Raw genomic sequence first — 15741 nt, 5'->3', positions numbered from 1 at the left:
GAGTTCTTTTCATATGGGTACTCAGCAGCCTGCGCGCAGCGCCAGGCCACTGTGGATTGTTGTCGAGAGACGTCGTCAGGGCGGTCGATCGGGCGGCATCCCCGGGTGTTGCCGCCAGCGCCTTGCGAACGCGGCACATAAGGTCGTCGCGCCGAGGGCGGAAGTCAATCACCGAACGGCTGGAAAGCCTCGGTCAGATGTGCCAAAGGCCGGGCTCAATGGTCGCGATTGCGCGCGTTGAACTCCATTTCCTCGAGCATGGCTTCGCGCAGGGCGCGCTCTTCGTCCCATTCGTCTTCCGCGGGCGCGGACGGCGCGGGGGCCGGCGGCGGCACGGGCGCTTCAGGCTCGGCTGCCGCTTCGGGCTGGCCTTGTGTTTCGGGCGGGACATCCGCTTGGGCTTCGTCCTGCGGCTCGACCTCCGGCAGCGCGTGCACGCCGCTGAAGTCGGCATCCACGCCGGTGTCTTCGTCGTCGCTCGGTGGACGGTCGATCAGGTCGTCGAAGTCGGTCTTCAGGCCCTGTTCCATCTCGTCCAGCTCGGCGAGCAGGCTGCGGAAGCTGGTCTCCTCCTTCGGCTCCTCCGGCGGCGCGGGCTCCGGCTCTTCGCCGGCATCGCGCACGGCCTGGTCGGCCAGGGCCTGCAGCGACGGCGGCACGTAGTCCTCGTCGTATTCCTCGGGGCTCGGCAGGCTGGCCACCGGCGCCATGTCCTCGAGGATCGGCTGCGGCTCGGGCTCCATCAGTTTCAGCTCGGCCAGCGGCGGCAGGTCTTCCAGGCTCCTGAGGTTGAAGTAGTCGAGGAAGGTGCGGGTGGTGGCGAGCATGGCCGGGCGGCCGGGGACTTCGCGGTAGCCGACGATGCGGATCCACTCGCGCTCCATCAGCGTCTTGACGATCTGGGTGTTCACCGCGACGCCACGGATTTCCTCGATCTCGCCACGGGTGATGGGCTGGCGATAGGCGATCAGCGCCAGGGTTTCCAGCAGCGCACGGGAGTAGCGCTGCGGACGTTCCTCCCAGAGCCGGCCGACCCAGGAAGCGAACTTCTCGCGCACCTGCAGGCGGTAACCGGTGGCGACTTCCTTCAGCTCGAAGGCCCGCCCGGAACAGGACAGGCCCAGCACCGCCAGCGCATCGCGGAACTGCTGCGGCTCGGGGCGCTCCGCCTCTTCGAACAGCTCGCCGAGGCGCTCCAGCGACATGGGCTTGCCGGCAGCCAGGAGGATGCCTTCGAGCAGGGTCGCCAGTTCTTGCGGGTCGGAGAGATTCATCGGGGGCTCGGGTCGGGGGTTGAAGGTTTCGCCGTTCAGGCGGGAAAGCTACTCAAAGCGCGGCGCCAGGGCAACGCTGGCGGATCAGAGCGGCTCGTCTTCCGGCTCGCCGTCCAGGGCCTGGTCGAGCGCCGACTCGCCTTCGGGGCCGTCGAAGTGGCCGTCCTCGAAGGTCAGCTCGGCCGGCGGCTCTTCGCGCGGTTCGAAGACGTCTTCGTCGCCCTCTTCCAGTACATCTTCCGGCACTTCCCCGAAGCGCGCGGCGCCTTCCTGTACCTCGGTGCGGGCGCGGACGTGGATGGGCGCGAAAGCTTCGTTCTGCACCAGTTCCACCAGCTGTTCCTTGACCAGCTCCAGCACCGCCATGAAGGTCACCACCACGCCGAGCTTGCCCTCCTCGACACGGAACAGGCTGATGAAGGGCACGAAGCCCTCGCCCTTCAGGCGTTCGAGGATTTCGGTCATGCGCTCGCGGGTGGAGAGCATCTCGCGGGTGACCTGGTGGCTTTCGAACAGGTCGGCGCGGCGCAGCACCTCGGCCATGCACAGCATCAGTTCCTGCATGTCCACTTCCGGCAGCAGCCGGCGCGCCCGCGCATCCGGCGCGGCGACAGTGGGCACCACGTAGTCGCGGCCCAGGCGCGGCAGGTCGTCGAGGTCCTCGGCGGCCTTCTTGAAGCGTTCGTACTCCTGCAGGCGGCGAATCAGTTCGGCGCGCGGGTCTTCCTCTTCTTCCTCGGCCTCGGCCGAGCGCGGCAGCAGCATGCGCGACTTGATCTCGGCGAGCATGGCGGCCATCACCAGGTACTCGGCAGCCAGCTCCAGGCGCACCGATTTCATCAGTTCGACGTAGCCCATGTACTGGCGGGTGATTTCCGCCACGGGGATGTCGAGGATGTTGATGTTCTGCTTGCGGATCAGGTAGAGCAGCAGGTCGAGCGGGCCTTCGAAGGCTTCGAGGAAGACCTCCAGGGCGTCCGGCGGGATGTACAGGTCCTGCGGCATCTCCGTCAGGGCCTCGCCGTAGACGAGCGCCAGCTGCACCGGCACCTGGTATTCAGGGGCGGCGGCGGGGGCTTCCGGCTCGGTCAGGTCACTCATCGGCCACTCGTCAGGCGCTGGGGTTCGAAGGCGGCATTATCCCTGCTTTTGCCGGCGGCGCGAGGGGCTTTTGGCGGATTTGCGGCCTGTGCGGTTTGCCTGCGCGTAGGAGCGGGCTCTGTCCGAGATGGGGTCTGCGCTTGGCTTCGGCGCGATGCGGGCCTATCACGGACAACGTCCGCCCCTACAAAGAGCGAAGGCCCCTCACCCTAACCCTCTCCCGCAAGCGGGAGAGGGGACAGATCGGAGCCGGCTGAAGCCACGGAGTCAGCCGGCACGGACGGCCCCCTCTCCCTCTGGGAGAGGGCTGGGGTGAGGGAGCCGCGAGCACCAACTACCCGAAGAGCAATGGCGCGTCAGCGGTAGGACAGCCCCATCGCATGCCGCACTTCCACCAGCGTCTCCCGCGCGGCCTCGCGGGCGCGCTCGGCGCCTTCGGCGAGGATGCTGCGCACCAGTTCGGGATTGTCCTCGTAGTCCAGCGCGCGCTCCTGGATCGGCGCCAGTTCGTGGAGGATCGACTCGATCACCGGCCGCTTGCAGTCCAGGCAGCCGATCCCGGCGCTGCGGCAACCTTCCTGCACCCACTGGCGGCAACTCTCGTCGGAGTAGATCAGGTGCCACTGCCATACCGGGCAGCGCTCCGGGTCGCCCGGATCGCGGCGGTGCACGCGCGCGGGGTCGGTGGGCATGCGCGCGATCTTTTCCTCGACCACCGCCGGGCTGTCGCGCAGGGCAATGGTGTTGTGGTGCGACTTGGACATCTTCTGGCCGTCCAGCCCCGGCATCTTCGGCGCGTGGCTGGTGAGGGTCTGCGGCTCGGGCAGCAGCATGCGACTGGTGCCTTCGAGGTAACCGAACAGCCGGTCACGGTCGCCCAGGGTCAGGCTCTGCTGCTCCATGAGCAGCGCACGGGCGGTCTCCAGCGCCTCGGCGTCACCCTGTTCCTGCCAGGCGCGGCGCAGGCTGCTGTAGAGCTTGCCGGTCTTCTTGCCCAGGCGAGCGATGGCAGTCTGGGCGCGGTCTTCGAAGTCCACCTCGCCGCCATAAAGATGGTTGAAGCGGCGGGCGATCTCGCGGGTGAACTCGACGTGGGCAAACTGATCCGAGCCCACCGGCACCAGGCCGGCGCGGTAGATCAGGATGTCAGCGGCCTGCAACAGCGGGTAGCCGAGGAAGCCGAAGGTGGAGAGGTCCTTGTGGACCAGCTTTTCCTGCAGCTCCTTGTAGGTCGGCACACGTTCCAGCCAGGACAGCGGGCAGATCATCGACAGCAGCAGGTTCAGCTCGGCGTGCTCGGGCACCTGGGACTGGATGAACATAGTCGCGGCGCTGGGGCTGACGCCCACTGCCAGCCAGTCGATGGCCATGTCGCGCACGTGCTGGCGGATGCTGGCGGTCTCGTCGTACTCGGTGGTCAGCGCATGCCAGTCGACGATGGAGAAGAAGCATTCGTACTCGTGCTGCAGTTTCACCCAGCTCTGCAGCACACCGTGGTAATGCCCCAGGTGCAGGCGCCCGGTGGGGCGCATGCCGGACAGCACACGGCGCAGGGATTCGACGCTGGTCAAGCGGTCAACCTCGCGGGTTCGGCGATGGGACGAGGGAGTATAGCCAGCACGCAGGGCGTGTTCAGGCGTTGACCATGAAGGGTTCCGGGTCGCCGCAGCCGACGCGCACGACCACCGGGTCTTCGTCGGTCAGGGCGATCACGGTGGAGGCCTCGCCGCCGCCGAAACCGCCGTCGATGATCAGGTCGACCAGGTGCTCCAGCGAATCGCGCATCTCGTACGGATCGTTCAGCGGCTCGCTCTCACCGGGCAGGATCAGGCTGACGCTCATCAGCGGCTCACCCAGTTCCTCCAGCAGCGCCAGGGCGATTGGGCAGGCCGGCACGCGCAGGCCGATGGTGCGGCGTTTGGGATGCAGCAGCATGCGCGGCACTTCGCGGGTGGCGTTGAGGATGAAGGTGTAGGGGCCGGGCGTGTGCGCCTTGAGCAGGCGGAACAGGCCGGTGTCGACCTTCGCGTAGAGGCCCAGCTCGGACAGGTCGCGGCAGACCAGGGTGAAGTTGTGCTTGTCGTCGAGCCGGCGGATGTGGCGGATGCGCTCCACCGCGGATTTCTCACCGATGCGGCAGCCCAGCGCGTAGGAGGAGTCGGTGGGATAGGCGATCACCCCCCCCTGCCGGACGATCTCCACCGCCTGCTTGATCAGGCGCGCCTGGGGATTTTCCGGATGGATCTGAAAGAACTGGCTCATGGAGTCTCCTTGATCCCGATGGCGTTCTCGGCGCTGGCAAAGCGCGGCCAGAGCGGCACCAGGTCTTCCGGCACGCTCCGGTAAAGGCCCAGCTCCGACCAGTCGCTGGGGCCGTGGAAGTCGCTGCCGGCGGTGACCATCAAGCCGAATTCGCGGGCGAGGATGCTCAGCACGCCGACCTGCTCGGCCGGCTGCGGGCCGTTGCAGACTTCCAGCGCATGACCGCCGGCGGCGATGAAGTCGGCCACCAGCTTGCGCCGCTTGGTGCGGGTGAAATCGTACTGGTAGGGGTGCGCCAGGCTGATCCAGGCGCCCGCCGCGCGCAGCGTGCCGACGGCGTCGGCGAGGCTCGGCCAGTGCTGCTTGACGTCGCCCAGCTTGCCGGCGCCCAGCCACTTGCGGAAGGCCTCGGCGCGGTCCTTGACGTAGCCCTGGCGCAGCAGGAACTCGGCGAAATGCGGGCGTGCCGGGGCGTTCTCGCTGTCGCCCAGTTCGGCCTGAATCGCCCGCGCGCCCTCGAAGGCACCGGGCATGCCCTTGACCTCCAGGCGCCGACCGATTTCCTCGGCGCGGGTCCAGCGGGCGCGGTGCAGGTCGTCCAGCGCCTGCACCAGCGGCTCGGCCGTCACATCGAAGCCGTAGCCGAGCACGTGAATGGTCGCCCCGCCCCAGGTGCAGGACACTTCGACGCCGTCCACCAGCTCCATGCCCAGCGCCTGCGCGGCGCGGCGCGCCTCGGGCAGGCCGTCGAGGGTATCGTGGTCGGTCAGCGCCAGTACGCGCACGCCGCGCCCATGGGCACGCTCGACCAGGGCCGTCGGGCTGAGCTGTCCGTCGGACGCGGTGCTGTGGCAGTGCAGATCGACTCGCATGGGGCTTCCAGGGAATGCAGGGGGTGGCTTTGTGTCAGGACAGCTTTGTGTCGGGATAGCTTTCTGTATAGACGCTTCTGTGCCAACGCTCCCGCGGCAACGCATTGAAACCATGATCTGACGCAGCGTTGGGCGGATGGCTCTTTCAGTTCATCCGCAGGTTGGTATTATGCCGGCTCTACTGGGCTCTGGCTGCCGTAATGAAGCAATTCATCGATTTCATTCCCCTCATCCTCTTCTTCATCGTTTACAAGCTCGACCCGCGCAACGTCGAACTCGCCGGCCAGAGCTTCTCGGTCGGCGGGATCTACAGCGCCACGGCCGTGCTGATCGTCGCCTCCGTGGTGGTCTACGGCGCCCTGCTGATCAAGCAGCGCAAGCTGGACAAGGGCCAGTGGGTGACGCTCGCCGCCTGCCTGGTGTTCGGCGGCATGACCCTGGCCTTCCACAGCGAAACCTTCCTCAAGTGGAAGGCGCCGGTGGTGAACTGGCTGTTCGCCCTGGCTTTCGCCGGCAGTCACTTCATTGGCGGCCAGCCGCTGATCCAGCGCATCATGGGCCATGCGGTACACCTGACCGATACCCTCTGGGCGAAACTGAACGTCGCCTGGGTGCTGTTCTTCCTGATCTGCGGCTGTGTCCAGCTGTTCGTCGCCTTCACCTTCCAGGACTACTGGGTGGACTTCAAGGTGTTCGGCAGCCTGGGCATGACCCTGCTGTTCCTGATCGGCCAGGGCGTATTCCTGGCCCGCCACATGCACGATGAACCTACCGGCGAAAAACCCAAGGACTGACATGCTCTACGCGATCATTGCCCGTGATATCACCGCTTCCCAAGAACGCCGCCTGGCCGCCCGTCCCGCGCACATCGCACGCCTGGAGCAGCTGAAGGAAGAAGGCCGCCTGGTGCTGGCCGGCCCGCACCCGGCCATCGACAGCAACGACCCGGGCGCCGCCGGCTTCACCGGCAGCCTGATCGTCGCCGAGTTCGACTCGCTGACCGCCGCCCAGACCTGGGCCGACGCCGATCCGTACCGCGCCGCCGGCGTCTACGCCGAAGTCGTGGTCAAGCCGTTCAAGAAAGTCCTGCCCTAACAGCGCGCGAGCGTTGCACCCCGAGGCACGGAGCGCCACGGGGCATCGCAGCCGGACTGCGCCGGGATGGCCATGGACGGCGGCACATCATCGAACAAGGAGTCCCGATGCGCCGTTTGCCCCTGCTCGCCTGCCTCGCCCTGCCGCTGCCCGCCCTCGCCGAAGAGCCCGTCACGGAGCAACCGGCGCAAGGCGCTGTCCAGGCAACAGCTCAACCGCCGGCCGCCAATCCTGAACTGGAGCAGCGCCTGGCCGACAGTGAACGGCAGCGCGCCGAACTGGCCGCGCAACTGGCCGCGCAACCGGCACAGCAGGATAACAGCCAGGATGAAGCCCGCATCGCCCGCCTCACCCAGGAAAACCAGCGCCTGAAGCTGCAACTGCGCGAGGCCCAGGCCAACCAGCCGCCGCGCCTGCTCAGCGAGCAGCAGACCTGGTACGTGGCCGGTGCCGGCACCGCCCTGCTGGCGTTCATCCTGGGCATGCTGAGCCGTGGCCGCCGCCGCTCGCGCCGCGAATGGATCAACTGAAAGAAGCCTCTTCATGAGTGAACTGCTGCTGATCGACGACGACGTCGAACTCTGCGAACTGCTGACCACCTGGTTGACCCAGGAAGGTTTCAGCATCCGCGCCGCCCACGATGGCGCGCAGGCCCGCGCCGCGCTGGGCAGCCGTGCGCCGGACGCGGTCGTGCTCGATGTCATGCTGCCCGACGGCAGCGGCCTGGAACTGCTCAAGTCGCTGCGCAGCGACCATCCGGACCTGCCGGTGCTGATGCTCTCCGCCCGCGGCGAGCCGCTGGACCGCATCCTCGGCCTGGAGCTGGGCGCCGACGACTACCTGGCCAAGCCCTGCGACCCCCGCGAGCTGACCGCCCGCCTGCGCGCCGTACTGCGCCGCAGCCACCCGGCACAACCCGCCGCGCAACTGGAACTGGGCGACCTGGCGCTGAACCTGTCGCGCGGCGTGGCCACCATCGGTGCCGAAGAAATCAGCCTGACCCTCTCCGAGAGCCGCATCCTCGAAGCCCTGCTGCGCCAGCCGGGCGAACCACTGGACAAGCAGGCGCTGGCGCAGCTCGCGCTGGGCCGCAAGCTGACCCTGTACGACCGCAGCCTGGACATGCACGTCAGCAACCTGCGCAAGAAGCTCGGCAGCCACCCCGACGGCCGCCCGCGCATCCTCGCCCTGCGCGGGCGCGGCTACTTCTACGCAGCCTGAAATCTCGCCCTGCGGAGGGCCCGGGCCGCTCTGGCCCGGGCTTCGTAAAGTTTCCAGCCGGGCTTCACGTAATCTTTACCGAAGCTTTACGTGGGACTGACCGCCCTTGACCTTGCCGACCCTAGACTGGGCTCATCCGGTAACGACCGGCCCCTGAAAGGAGAAACACCATGCGCAAGACCCTGACCGCCCTGCTGATCGCTGCCGCCCTGCCGACCGTCGCGCTGGCGGCCACTCCCGCGCCGACCGACGCTCCGCCGCCGGCCCCGTTCATGAAGGACCACGGCCCGGGCATGCACCGCGGCGAACACGGCGGTGCGTTCCGCGAACTGAACCTGACCCAGGACCAGCGCCAGCAAGTCGGCAAGTTGATGGGCGACTCGATGAAGGATCGCCGCGCGATCACCGAGAAGTACTGGAACAAGCTGCCCGAGGCCGACCGCAAGGCCATGCAGGAAGAACTGAAGGCCAACCGTGACAAGGCCGACGCCGGCATCCGCGGCATCCTCACGCCCGAGCAGCAGAAGAAGTTCGACGAGATGAAGAAGCAGCGCGAACAGCGCAAGGCCGAATGGGCTGAATTCCAGACCTGGAAGGCCCAGAAGGACGGCGCCAAGACCAACTGATTCGCTCCAGCAAACGCAGGCGCCGGGTTCTACCCGGCGCCTTGCCGTGGAGCCCCCGACAACGGATAGACCATGCGGCTGAACAGGAAGACCATGCGTTCACTCTTCTGGCGGATCCTCGCCGCCTTCTGGCTCGCCCTGCTGCTGGTGGCCGGACTGTCGATCCTGCTGGGCCGCGCCCTGAACCAGGACACCTGGGTGATCGCCCGCTATCCCGGCCTGCATGACATCGCCAAGCAATGGACCCTGCTTTACGAGACGCAAGGCCCGGATGCCGCGCAGGAACTGCTGGAAAGCCGCCGCAAGCAATACGAACTCTCGGTGCAGGTGCTCGACGAGACTGGCCAGCGCCTGGTCAACGGTACCTACCTGCCGCGCCCGCCACGCCCGCGCGACAACAACTTCGACCGGGAAAACCTGCCGCGCTTCCCCTGGCGCCAGTTGAGCCAGGAATACACCAGCAGCCGTACCGACCAGACCTACCTGTTCATCTACCGCATTCCGCACCCGACACTGCAGGCCTGGCACCGCAGCAGCCTGCTCTGGCCGCTGAGTGCGCTGGGCATCGCGCTGGTTGTGCTGACCGTGTTCAGCCTGCTGCTGACGCTGTCCATCACCCGCCCGCTGAACCGCCTGCGCCGCGCTGTGCATGACCTCGGCCAGACCAGTTATCAACAGGACAGCCTTGCCCGCCTCTCCCGCCGTGGCGACGAACTAGGCGTGCTGGCCCGTGATTTCAACCGCATGGGCGCCCGCCTGCAGGGGCTGATCGGCAGCCAACGCCAGCTCCTGCGCGATGTGTCCCACGAGCTGCGTTCACCGCTGGCGCGCCTGCGTATTGCCCTGGCCCTGGCCGAACGCGCCGAGCCCGAACAGCGCGCCGCCATGTGGCCGCGTCTGGAACAGGAATGCGACCGCCTGGAAGCGCTGATCAGCGAGATCCTCGCCCTCGCCCGCCTCGACGCCGAACCCGGCCCGACCAGCCGCATCGACCTGCTGCCGCTGTTCGAACGCCTGCGCAACGACGCGCAAGTGCTTTACCCGGAACAGAACATCCAGCTCGACGTCTCGCCGCAACTGGCTGTCGACGGCTGGCCCGACATGCTCGAACGCGCCCTCGACAACCTGCTGCGCAACGCCTCGCGCTTCAACCCGGCCGAGCAACCGCTGGAGGTCCAGGCACGGATCGATGACGAGCGCCTGCACATCAGCGTGCGCGACCACGGTCCCGGCGCCAGCGAGGAACACTTGACGCAATTGGGCGAACCCTTCTTCCGCGCTCCCAACCAGAGCAGCCCCGGCCATGGCCTGGGCCTGGCCATCGCCCGCCGCGCCATCGAGCGCCATCACGGACGGCTGCGCCTGGCAAACCATCCCGATGGCGGTTTCCTGGCCAGCATCGACCTGCCGCTGCGCCGCCAGGGCGCCTGAACCGAGCGCATTTTCGGAGAGCAACCATGAGCCTGCCCGCCTTCGCTACCCCGATCCCCGCCCTGCAACAGCCGCTGCCGCCGGCAGCCCTGCTGAGCCACGACCCCTACGACGACCCGCAGTACCTGGTGCTGGCGGTAGAACTGGCGCGCCATGCGGCGCAATGGCGCGAACGTTGGCCAGGCCTGCGCCTGAGCCTGCCGCAAAGCGGTACCTGGCCGCTGGAAAGTTGGCCGGATGCGTTGGGCGAAGCACTGGATGCCTTGCTGGAAGGGGCGCTGACGCGTCATCCACATGCGGCGCTGGAGCTGTCGCTCAGTTCAGCACACGGTGAGCTGCGTCTGGATCTGCAAGGCTACGACCCGCAGGCAAGGGCCTGGCTGCCGGAGGCCCTGCCCCCGGCGCGGCGCCTGGCCGCCTGGCAGGGCGGACACCTGCTCTGGCGCGCCCGCGACGGTGGCTGGAAGGTACGTCTAGAACTGCCGCTCAGCCCCGCCAGGCGCTGACGAACCCGGCCGGGTCCAGCGGCGCCGGGCGACGCAGCTCGCCAATCGGCGTGCCTAGGTAGATGAAGCCGACGATGCGCTCGTTCTCGGCCAGGCCCAGGCCTTCGCGCACCAGCGGATCGAACGCCATGGCGCCAGTGCGCCACATCGCTCCCAATCCTTCGACGTAGGCCGCCTGGATGATGCCGTGGGCGGCGCAACCCGCCGCCAGCCACTGCTCGATCTCCGGCACCTTGGGGTGATCCTGCAGACGGGCCACGGCGACCACCAGCAGCGGCGCGCGCAGCGGCATGGCGCGAGCCTTGTCCAGCGCCTCGGGCTTGCCATCCGGCTCATTGGCCGCCACGGCACGGGCGAACAGCTCACCCAGCTCCTTGCGCGCCTCGCCTTCCACGGTGAGGAAGCGCCACGGGCGCAGTTGCCCGTGATCCGGGGCGCGCAAGGCGCTGCGGAACAGGCGGTCCAGCTGCTCGGCAGACGGTGCCGGCTCGCTCAGGCGGGCATGGGACACACGGTTGAGCAACGCGTCGAGAGCCTCCATGGGCTGCCTCCAGTTAATCTCGAAAGCCGCCATTGTAGACGCAAAGGGTTCGCATTTGTCCGGGAAAGACGGCGCACTCCTTCTCCGCCCAACTTGTAAAGGGGAACGGTGTCACGCGGTTTACTCTCGGCAGGCGGCAGGTAAAATGGCCGATTCCTCCTGGATTCAGACCTCAGCGCATGGCCCTGCCGACACTACGCACCCTCGGATTCATCATCGGCATCTTCGTGATCACGCTGGCGGTCGCCATGCTGGTCCCCATGGCCACGCTGCTGTATTACGGCCGTGCCAACGAGCTGCACCCGTTCATCTGGTCGGCGATCATCACCTTCACCTGCGGGCTGGGCATGGTCATTCCCGGCCGCCCGGAGCAGGTACACATGCGCCCGCGGGACATGTACATGCTCACCGTGTCGAGCTGGGTGATCGTCTGCTTCTTCTCCTCCCTGCCGTTCATGTTCGCGCGGCACATCAGCTTCACCGACGCGATCTTCGAGAGCATGTCGGGCATCACTGCCACCGGGTCGACCGTGCTGTCGGGGCTGGACAAGATGTCCCCGGGCATCCTCATCTGGCGCTCGCTGCTGCACTGGCTGGGCGGCATCGGCTTCATCGCGATGGCGGTGGCGATCCTGCCGATGCTGCGCATCGGTGGCATGCGCCTGTTCCAGACCGAATCCTCGGACCGCTCCGACAAGGTCATGCCGCGCTCGCACATGGTGGCCAAGTACATAGTCGGGGTCTACGTGGCCATCACCATCGCCGGCACCCTGGCCTTCTGGTGGGCTGGCATGGGGCTGTTCGACTCGCTCAACCACGCCATGTCGGCAATCTCCACCGGCGGCTTCTCCACCTCCGACCAGTCCCTGGCCAAGTGGCACCAGCCGGCGGTGCACTGGGTCGCGGTGGCGGTGATGATCCTGGGCAGCATCCCCTTCGTGCTCTACGTCGCCACCCTGCGCGGCAACCGCAAGGCGTTGATCCGCGACCACCAGGTGCACGGTTTCCTCGGTCTGCTGGTATTCACCTGGCTGGTGATGGGCACCTGGTATTCGGTGAACTCGGGCCTGCCCTGGTTCGACGCCTTCCGCATCGTCGCGGTGAACGTGACCTCGGTGATGACCACCACCGGCTTCGCCCTGGGCGACTACGGTCTGTGGGGGCACTTCTCGATCATGCTGTTCTTCTACCTGGGCTTCATCGGCGGCTGCTCCGGCTCCACCGCCGGCGGCATCAAGATCTTCCGCTTCCAGGTGGCCTACACCCTGCTGCGCGCCAGCCTGTACCAGCTGATCCACCCGCGCGCGGTGATCAAGCAGAGCTACAACGGCCACCGCCTGGACGAAGAGATCGTGCGTTCGATCCTGACCTTCTCGTTCTTCTTCGGCGCCACCGTCGGCGGCCTGGCGCTGGGCCTGTCGTTCCTCGGCCTGGACTGGATGACCTCGCTCACCGGCGCGGCCAGCACGGTAGCCGGCGTCGGTCCGGGCATGGGCCCGATCATCGGCCCGTCGGGCAACTTCGCCTCACTGCCGGACGCGGCCAAGTGGCTGCTCTGCGGCGGCATGCTGCTCGGGCGCCTGGAGATCATCACCGTGCTGGTGCTGTTCACCCCGGCGTTCTGGCGCCACTGATCGCTCCAACAGCCGCTTAATGGGCCGAATGAACAGGCCGTAGGATGGCGTGGAGCGCAGCGATACCCATCGAATCCGCGCACCGACAGCATGGGTATCGCTGCGCTCCACCCATCCTACAAATCGATATACCGGGAACGCCGGCACACGGCGCTTCTACACAACGACTCACAAGTCCTCGCGGTACTCCCCCGGCGTCTTGCCGAACCAGCGGCGGAAGGCGCGGAAGAAGTTGCTCGGCTCCGAGAACCCCAGCAGGTAGGCGATCTCCAGCAGCGTCATGCGCGGCGTGGCGAGGTACTGCTGGGCCAGTTCGCGGCGGGTGTCGTCGAGCAGTTGCTGGTAGCTGGTGCCCTCTTCCTGCAGGCGGCGCTGCAGGGTGCGCTCGGACAGGTTCAGCGCCTGGGCCACGCTTTCGCGCTTGGGCTCGCCCTGAGGCAGCAGGCGGCACAGCACCTGGCGAGTCTGGTGGCTGAAGCGGCTGCTGACGAAGCGTGCCAGGTACTCCCCGGCGAAACGGTCGTGCAGGCGCGCCAGCTCCTCGTTGGCAGTGGGCAGCGGCGCGCTCATGTCCTCGTGGGAGAACAGCATCGCGCAGTCGGCATGGCCAAAGCTCAGCGGCGCCTGGAACAACTCGCGGTAGGGCTCAATGTCCGGCGGTGCCTCGCCCGCCAGGCGCACCTCCAGCGGCTTGATCGCCCGCCCGGTGATCCAGCGCAGCATGGCGATCAGGCTCGCCAGTGAGCACTCTGCACTCTGGCGCGGCACCGGCAGACGATCACCGTGGACCACGATGCGATACAGGCAGCCCTCGGGCAGGCGGCGGAAGGTCAGGTCGGCGCCCTCGGCGATGATCCGCTGGTAGCGCTCCAGGCGCTCGAAGCCCTCGCCCAGGTTGCGGCTGGACATCAGCGCATAACCCACCACGGGGAACGCCGGCGTGTGCACGCGGGCAATGTTCAGGCCGATGGCCGGGTTGCCGGACAGCTCCACGGCGCGGTTCCACAGGCGGCTCATGGCGTCCTGCGGGAAGCGCGCATCGGGGTCGTCGAGGGCGGCGAAATCCAGCTGCAGTTCAGTGAACAGCGCGCGGCAGTCGAGGCCTTCCAGCTCCAGCGACTGGACGATCCCCCGCACCCAGCTCGACAGGGTTGTACGCTCAGGCATGCAATTTCTTCTGGTTATGGTGGTGATCCGCGCCGAACGGCCGGAGAAGCCGGCGGCACAGGGGGATACTAAACTGGCCCCCTATGTCATCCGCAAGTCTGAAGGCACCGGCCTACACTGGCGCCATCACAACAACAGGAGGTGCGCCATGAGCACCCAGACCGCCGATCGATTCCAGAGCTTCGCCGAGTTCTACCCGTACTACCTGCAGGAACACAGCAACGCCGTGTGCCGTCGCCTGCACTACGTGGGCAGCCTGCTGGTGCTGTCGATCCTCGCCTACGCCCTCGTCAGCGGGCACTGGCTGTGGTTGCTGGCCATGCCGCTGGCCGGCTACGGCTTCGCCTGGGTCGGCCACTTCGTGTTCGAGAAGAACCGCCCCGCCACCTTCAAGTACCCGCTGTGGTCGCTGATGGGCGACTGGGTGATGCTCAAGGACGCCTTCACCGGGCGCATCCGTTTCTGAGCCATTGAGCGGTCAGCGCGCGGCGTTACGCAGCGACGCGCGCTCGAACAGCAGCGCCTGCACTTCCCCGCCGGCATGCTGGGCGATGCGCCGCCAGTTGGCCGGCACATCGGGAATCTCCTGGTCGTTGTAGCGACTCATCACCAGCCAGACACGGCCATCGCCTGGCGGCAGGTCGGCCAGGCGGTCGACGAAGCTGTGCTGGCGATCATCGATCAGCGAGCCGAAACCGTAGAGCCCCGGCCGCCCGGACGAACCATCCGCAGCCGGCGCGGTGTACAGCAGCGGTTCGCTGCCGGTGCGGTTGTAGTAACGGAACGCCAGGTACCAGAGGATATCGTCCACCACCACCCGGTCGCCGGCACGGTAATGGGCGTTGACGTAAGCGACCATGCCGTCGAACTGCTCGTCCGGGTCCGTCTCGTAGGCGCGCGCCAGCCCCATGGCCTGCAGGCCGAGCAGCGTCGCCAGGGTCACCACTCCCAGTGCCCGCCGCGCCTCCGGCAGGCGGTCCAGCGCCAGCGCGAACAGCAGCGGCAGCCCCAACGCAAAGGCTGTCAGGTAGCGCTCGACGAACACCGGCGAAACAAAAGACACGCCATACAACCCCAGCAGCGGCAGGCCGACGTACAGCGAGAGCAACACGCCCGCGCGCTGGCGGCTGCGATCATGACGCAGCACCAGCAACATCGCCCCCACCACCAGCAACGGCACGCCCACCAGCAGGGGCCACGCCAGCTCGTTGCCATCGGACTGCGCGAGCCATTGCCAGAGCATCGACGGGACGGAACGGCCATCCACCGGCGGCGCCCAGCCCACGTCTCCGCCAGCGACCAGCACCGCCATGTGGCGAACCAGGTCCAGCAGGCCGGGCAACCAGGGCAGGAACAGCATGGCGATGGCCAGGTTGGCCAGCCACCAGTCGCGGCGACACAGGGGAGCGTTCGGCAGCGACGCCAGCCAGGCCCAATGCACCAGCAGGCCGAACAGGCTGAAGTAATGGGTGTAGAACGCCGCCGCCATCAGCAGGACGTAAGCCAGCAGATGGCGCCGTTTGCCCTTCTCCCGCCAGTAGAGCAAGGCCAATGTCGCCGCCAGCAGCCAGCAGCCGAGCAACGAATACATGCGCACTTCCTGGCTGTAGCGCACCGCCGTGGGCAGCAGCGCCAGCAACACGACAGCGAGCAAGGCCGCGCGGCGACTGGCGAGGCGCCAGGCCAGCCAGCCGCCGAGGAACACCGCGAGCGTGCCGAACACCGCACTGAACAGGCGCAGCGACAGCACGCCCTCGCCCAGCAGTCCGGTCCACAGGTGCAGCAGATAGAAGTACAGCGGCGGATGCACGTCGTGGGCAGCATGCTGCCAGAGTTGCAAAGGCGAATAGCGGGCGAGGAACAAGCTGGAGCCTTCGTCGCCCCAGATAGCCGAGCCGGTCAGCTCATACAGGCGCAGGCACAGCGCGAGGGTCAGCAACGGCAGGAACCACCACTGGCGCAACAGCTCAGGCAGGCTCGGGGACTCGCGGGAAGACATCACGGCCTCGCA

General features: G+C 67.3%; 17 protein-coding genes. 9 read left to right on the top strand and 8 right to left on the bottom strand.

Going from position 1 to position 15741, the window contains the following annotated elements:
• Nucleotides 1–215: 215 nt before the first annotated feature.
• The 5 genes from scpB to IB255_RS10010 form a co-directional block, all read right to left on the bottom strand.
• Entirely contained in the window at nt 216–1274 is a 1059-nt protein-coding gene (scpB, locus tag IB255_RS10030; protein WP_192210164.1) for an SMC-Scp complex subunit ScpB, read from the bottom strand.
• Between the two features lie 84 nt (nt 1275–1358).
• Nucleotides 1359–2246, bottom strand: coding sequence for a segregation and condensation protein A (locus IB255_RS10025; RefSeq protein WP_412548119.1), 888 nt, complete (start codon nt 2244–2246; stop codon nt 1359–1361).
• A 485-nt stretch (nt 2247–2731) separates the two neighbouring features.
• Nucleotides 2732–3946 carry a tryptophan--tRNA ligase gene (locus IB255_RS10020; RefSeq protein ID WP_081518025.1) on the bottom strand — a complete coding sequence of 405 codons (1215 nt, stop codon included), beginning with the start codon at nt 3944–3946 and terminating at the stop codon, nt 2732–2734.
• A gap of 61 nt (nt 3947–4007) precedes the next feature.
• Nucleotides 4008–4637 (bottom strand): L-threonylcarbamoyladenylate synthase, encoded by a 630-nt coding sequence (locus IB255_RS10015; RefSeq protein WP_081518024.1) that lies wholly within the window; start codon nt 4635–4637, stop codon nt 4008–4010.
• Nucleotides 4634–5509, bottom strand: a complete 876-nt coding sequence (locus IB255_RS10010; RefSeq protein WP_081518023.1) for a PHP domain-containing protein — start codon at nt 5507–5509, stop codon at nt 4634–4636. Before IB255_RS10010 ends, IB255_RS10015 begins: the two co-directional genes overlap by 4 nt.
• 200 nt (nt 5510–5709) lie before the next feature.
• On the opposite strand from IB255_RS10010, the gene IB255_RS10005 reads away from it, so the two are divergent.
• The 7 genes from IB255_RS10005 to IB255_RS09975 all read left to right on the top strand — a co-directional run bounded on the left by IB255_RS10005 (nt 5710) and on the right by IB255_RS09975 (nt 10388).
• Nucleotides 5710–6303 (top strand): septation protein A, encoded by a 594-nt coding sequence (locus IB255_RS10005; RefSeq protein ID WP_081518022.1) that lies wholly within the window; start codon nt 5710–5712, stop codon nt 6301–6303.
• A 1-nt stretch (nt 6304) separates the two neighbouring features.
• Nucleotides 6305–6604, top strand: coding sequence for a YciI family protein (locus IB255_RS10000; protein ID WP_081518021.1), 300 nt, complete (start codon nt 6305–6307; stop codon nt 6602–6604).
• 107 nt (nt 6605–6711) lie between these two features.
• On the top strand, nt 6712–7134 hold the full coding sequence (locus tag IB255_RS09995) for a translation initiation factor 2 (IF-2, GTPase) (RefSeq protein WP_081518020.1): 423 nt from the start codon (nt 6712–6714) through the stop codon (nt 7132–7134).
• Between the two features lie 13 nt (nt 7135–7147).
• Entirely contained in the window at nt 7148–7825 is a 678-nt protein-coding gene (locus tag IB255_RS09990; RefSeq protein WP_045210141.1) for a response regulator transcription factor, read from the top strand.
• 170 nt (nt 7826–7995) lie between these two features.
• Entirely contained in the window at nt 7996–8451 is a 456-nt protein-coding gene (locus tag IB255_RS09985) for a Spy/CpxP family protein refolding chaperone (protein ID WP_045210140.1), read from the top strand.
• Between the two features lie 93 nt (nt 8452–8544).
• Complete coding sequence (locus IB255_RS09980) at nt 8545–9882, top strand: sensor histidine kinase (protein WP_151186397.1); 1338 nt, start codon at nt 8545–8547, stop codon at nt 9880–9882.
• 26 nt (nt 9883–9908) lie between these two features.
• Nucleotides 9909–10388 carry a hypothetical protein gene (locus IB255_RS09975; protein ID WP_151186396.1) on the top strand — a complete coding sequence of 160 codons (480 nt, stop codon included), beginning with the start codon at nt 9909–9911 and terminating at the stop codon, nt 10386–10388.
• Here IB255_RS09975 and IB255_RS09970 read toward each other — a convergent pair.
• Nucleotides 10369–10929 (bottom strand): nitroreductase family protein, encoded by a 561-nt coding sequence (locus IB255_RS09970; RefSeq protein WP_138212796.1) that lies wholly within the window; start codon nt 10927–10929, stop codon nt 10369–10371. The genes IB255_RS09975 and IB255_RS09970 overlap by 20 nt on opposite strands.
• Nucleotides 10930–11108: 179 nt before the next feature.
• Here IB255_RS09970 and IB255_RS09965 point away from each other — a divergent pair, with 179 nt between their 5' ends.
• Nucleotides 11109–12563 (top strand): TrkH family potassium uptake protein, encoded by a 1455-nt coding sequence (locus IB255_RS09965; protein ID WP_081518016.1) that lies wholly within the window; start codon nt 11109–11111, stop codon nt 12561–12563.
• A 168-nt stretch (nt 12564–12731) separates the two neighbouring features.
• Here IB255_RS09965 and IB255_RS09960 read toward each other — a convergent pair whose 3' ends face one another.
• Nucleotides 12732–13730 carry an AraC family transcriptional regulator gene (locus IB255_RS09960; protein WP_192210160.1) on the bottom strand — a complete coding sequence of 333 codons (999 nt, stop codon included), beginning with the start codon at nt 13728–13730 and terminating at the stop codon, nt 12732–12734.
• 148 nt (nt 13731–13878) lie between these two features.
• Between IB255_RS09960 and IB255_RS09955 the strand changes: the two genes are divergently transcribed.
• Nucleotides 13879–14196 carry an Mpo1-like protein gene (locus tag IB255_RS09955; protein WP_081518014.1) on the top strand — a complete coding sequence of 106 codons (318 nt, stop codon included), beginning with the start codon at nt 13879–13881 and terminating at the stop codon, nt 14194–14196.
• Nucleotides 14197–14208: 12 nt separating this feature from the next.
• Here the strand turns inward: IB255_RS09955 and IB255_RS09950 are convergent, their stop codons facing one another.
• The gene (locus tag IB255_RS09950) at nt 14209–15729 is read right to left on the bottom strand and encodes a glycosyltransferase family 39 protein (RefSeq protein WP_192210158.1); all 1521 of its coding nucleotides are present in this window, start codon (nt 15727–15729) and stop codon (nt 14209–14211) included.
• Nucleotides 15730–15741 lie beyond the last annotated feature (12 nt).

This window comes from Pseudomonas sp. PDM22 (assembly GCF_014851965.1).
Classification (GTDB): domain Bacteria; phylum Pseudomonadota; class Gammaproteobacteria; order Pseudomonadales; family Pseudomonadaceae; genus Pseudomonas.
Note: the sequence above shows the minus strand (reverse complement) of the source record. Positions and strands in the feature narration are given on the sequence as shown.

What these genes read in the sequence shown, in the direction of transcription:
- IB255_RS09980 (WP_151186397.1), top strand. Translation starts at nt 8,545, where the DNA reads ATGCGTTCACTCTTCTGGCGGATCCTCGCCGCCTTCTGGCTCGCCCTG.
- IB255_RS09960 (WP_192210160.1), bottom strand. Translation starts at nt 13,730, where the DNA reads ATGCCTGAGCGTACAACCCTGTCGAGCTGGGTGCGGGGGATCGTCCAG.
- IB255_RS10005 (WP_081518022.1), top strand. Translation starts at nt 5,710, where the DNA reads ATGAAGCAATTCATCGATTTCATTCCCCTCATCCTCTTCTTCATCGTT.
- IB255_RS09990 (WP_045210141.1), top strand. Translation starts at nt 7,148, where the DNA reads ATGAGTGAACTGCTGCTGATCGACGACGACGTCGAACTCTGCGAACTG.
- scpB (WP_192210164.1), bottom strand. Translation starts at nt 1,274, where the DNA reads ATGAATCTCTCCGACCCGCAAGAACTGGCGACCCTGCTCGAAGGCATC.
- IB255_RS09985 (WP_045210140.1), top strand. Translation starts at nt 7,996, where the DNA reads ATGCGCAAGACCCTGACCGCCCTGCTGATCGCTGCCGCCCTGCCGACC.
- IB255_RS09950 (WP_192210158.1), bottom strand. Translation starts at nt 15,729, where the DNA reads ATGTCTTCCCGCGAGTCCCCGAGCCTGCCTGAGCTGTTGCGCCAGTGG.
- IB255_RS09995 (WP_081518020.1), top strand. Translation starts at nt 6,712, where the DNA reads ATGCGCCGTTTGCCCCTGCTCGCCTGCCTCGCCCTGCCGCTGCCCGCC.
- IB255_RS10015 (WP_081518024.1), bottom strand. Translation starts at nt 4,637, where the DNA reads ATGAGCCAGTTCTTTCAGATCCATCCGGAAAATCCCCAGGCGCGCCTG.
- IB255_RS09955 (WP_081518014.1), top strand. Translation starts at nt 13,879, where the DNA reads ATGAGCACCCAGACCGCCGATCGATTCCAGAGCTTCGCCGAGTTCTAC.
- IB255_RS09965 (WP_081518016.1), top strand. Translation starts at nt 11,109, where the DNA reads ATGGCCCTGCCGACACTACGCACCCTCGGATTCATCATCGGCATCTTC.
- IB255_RS09975 (WP_151186396.1), top strand. Translation starts at nt 9,909, where the DNA reads ATGAGCCTGCCCGCCTTCGCTACCCCGATCCCCGCCCTGCAACAGCCG.
- IB255_RS10010 (WP_081518023.1), bottom strand. Translation starts at nt 5,509, where the DNA reads ATGCGAGTCGATCTGCACTGCCACAGCACCGCGTCCGACGGACAGCTC.
- IB255_RS10000 (WP_081518021.1), top strand. Translation starts at nt 6,305, where the DNA reads ATGCTCTACGCGATCATTGCCCGTGATATCACCGCTTCCCAAGAACGC.
- IB255_RS09970 (WP_138212796.1), bottom strand. Translation starts at nt 10,929, where the DNA reads ATGGAGGCTCTCGACGCGTTGCTCAACCGTGTGTCCCATGCCCGCCTG.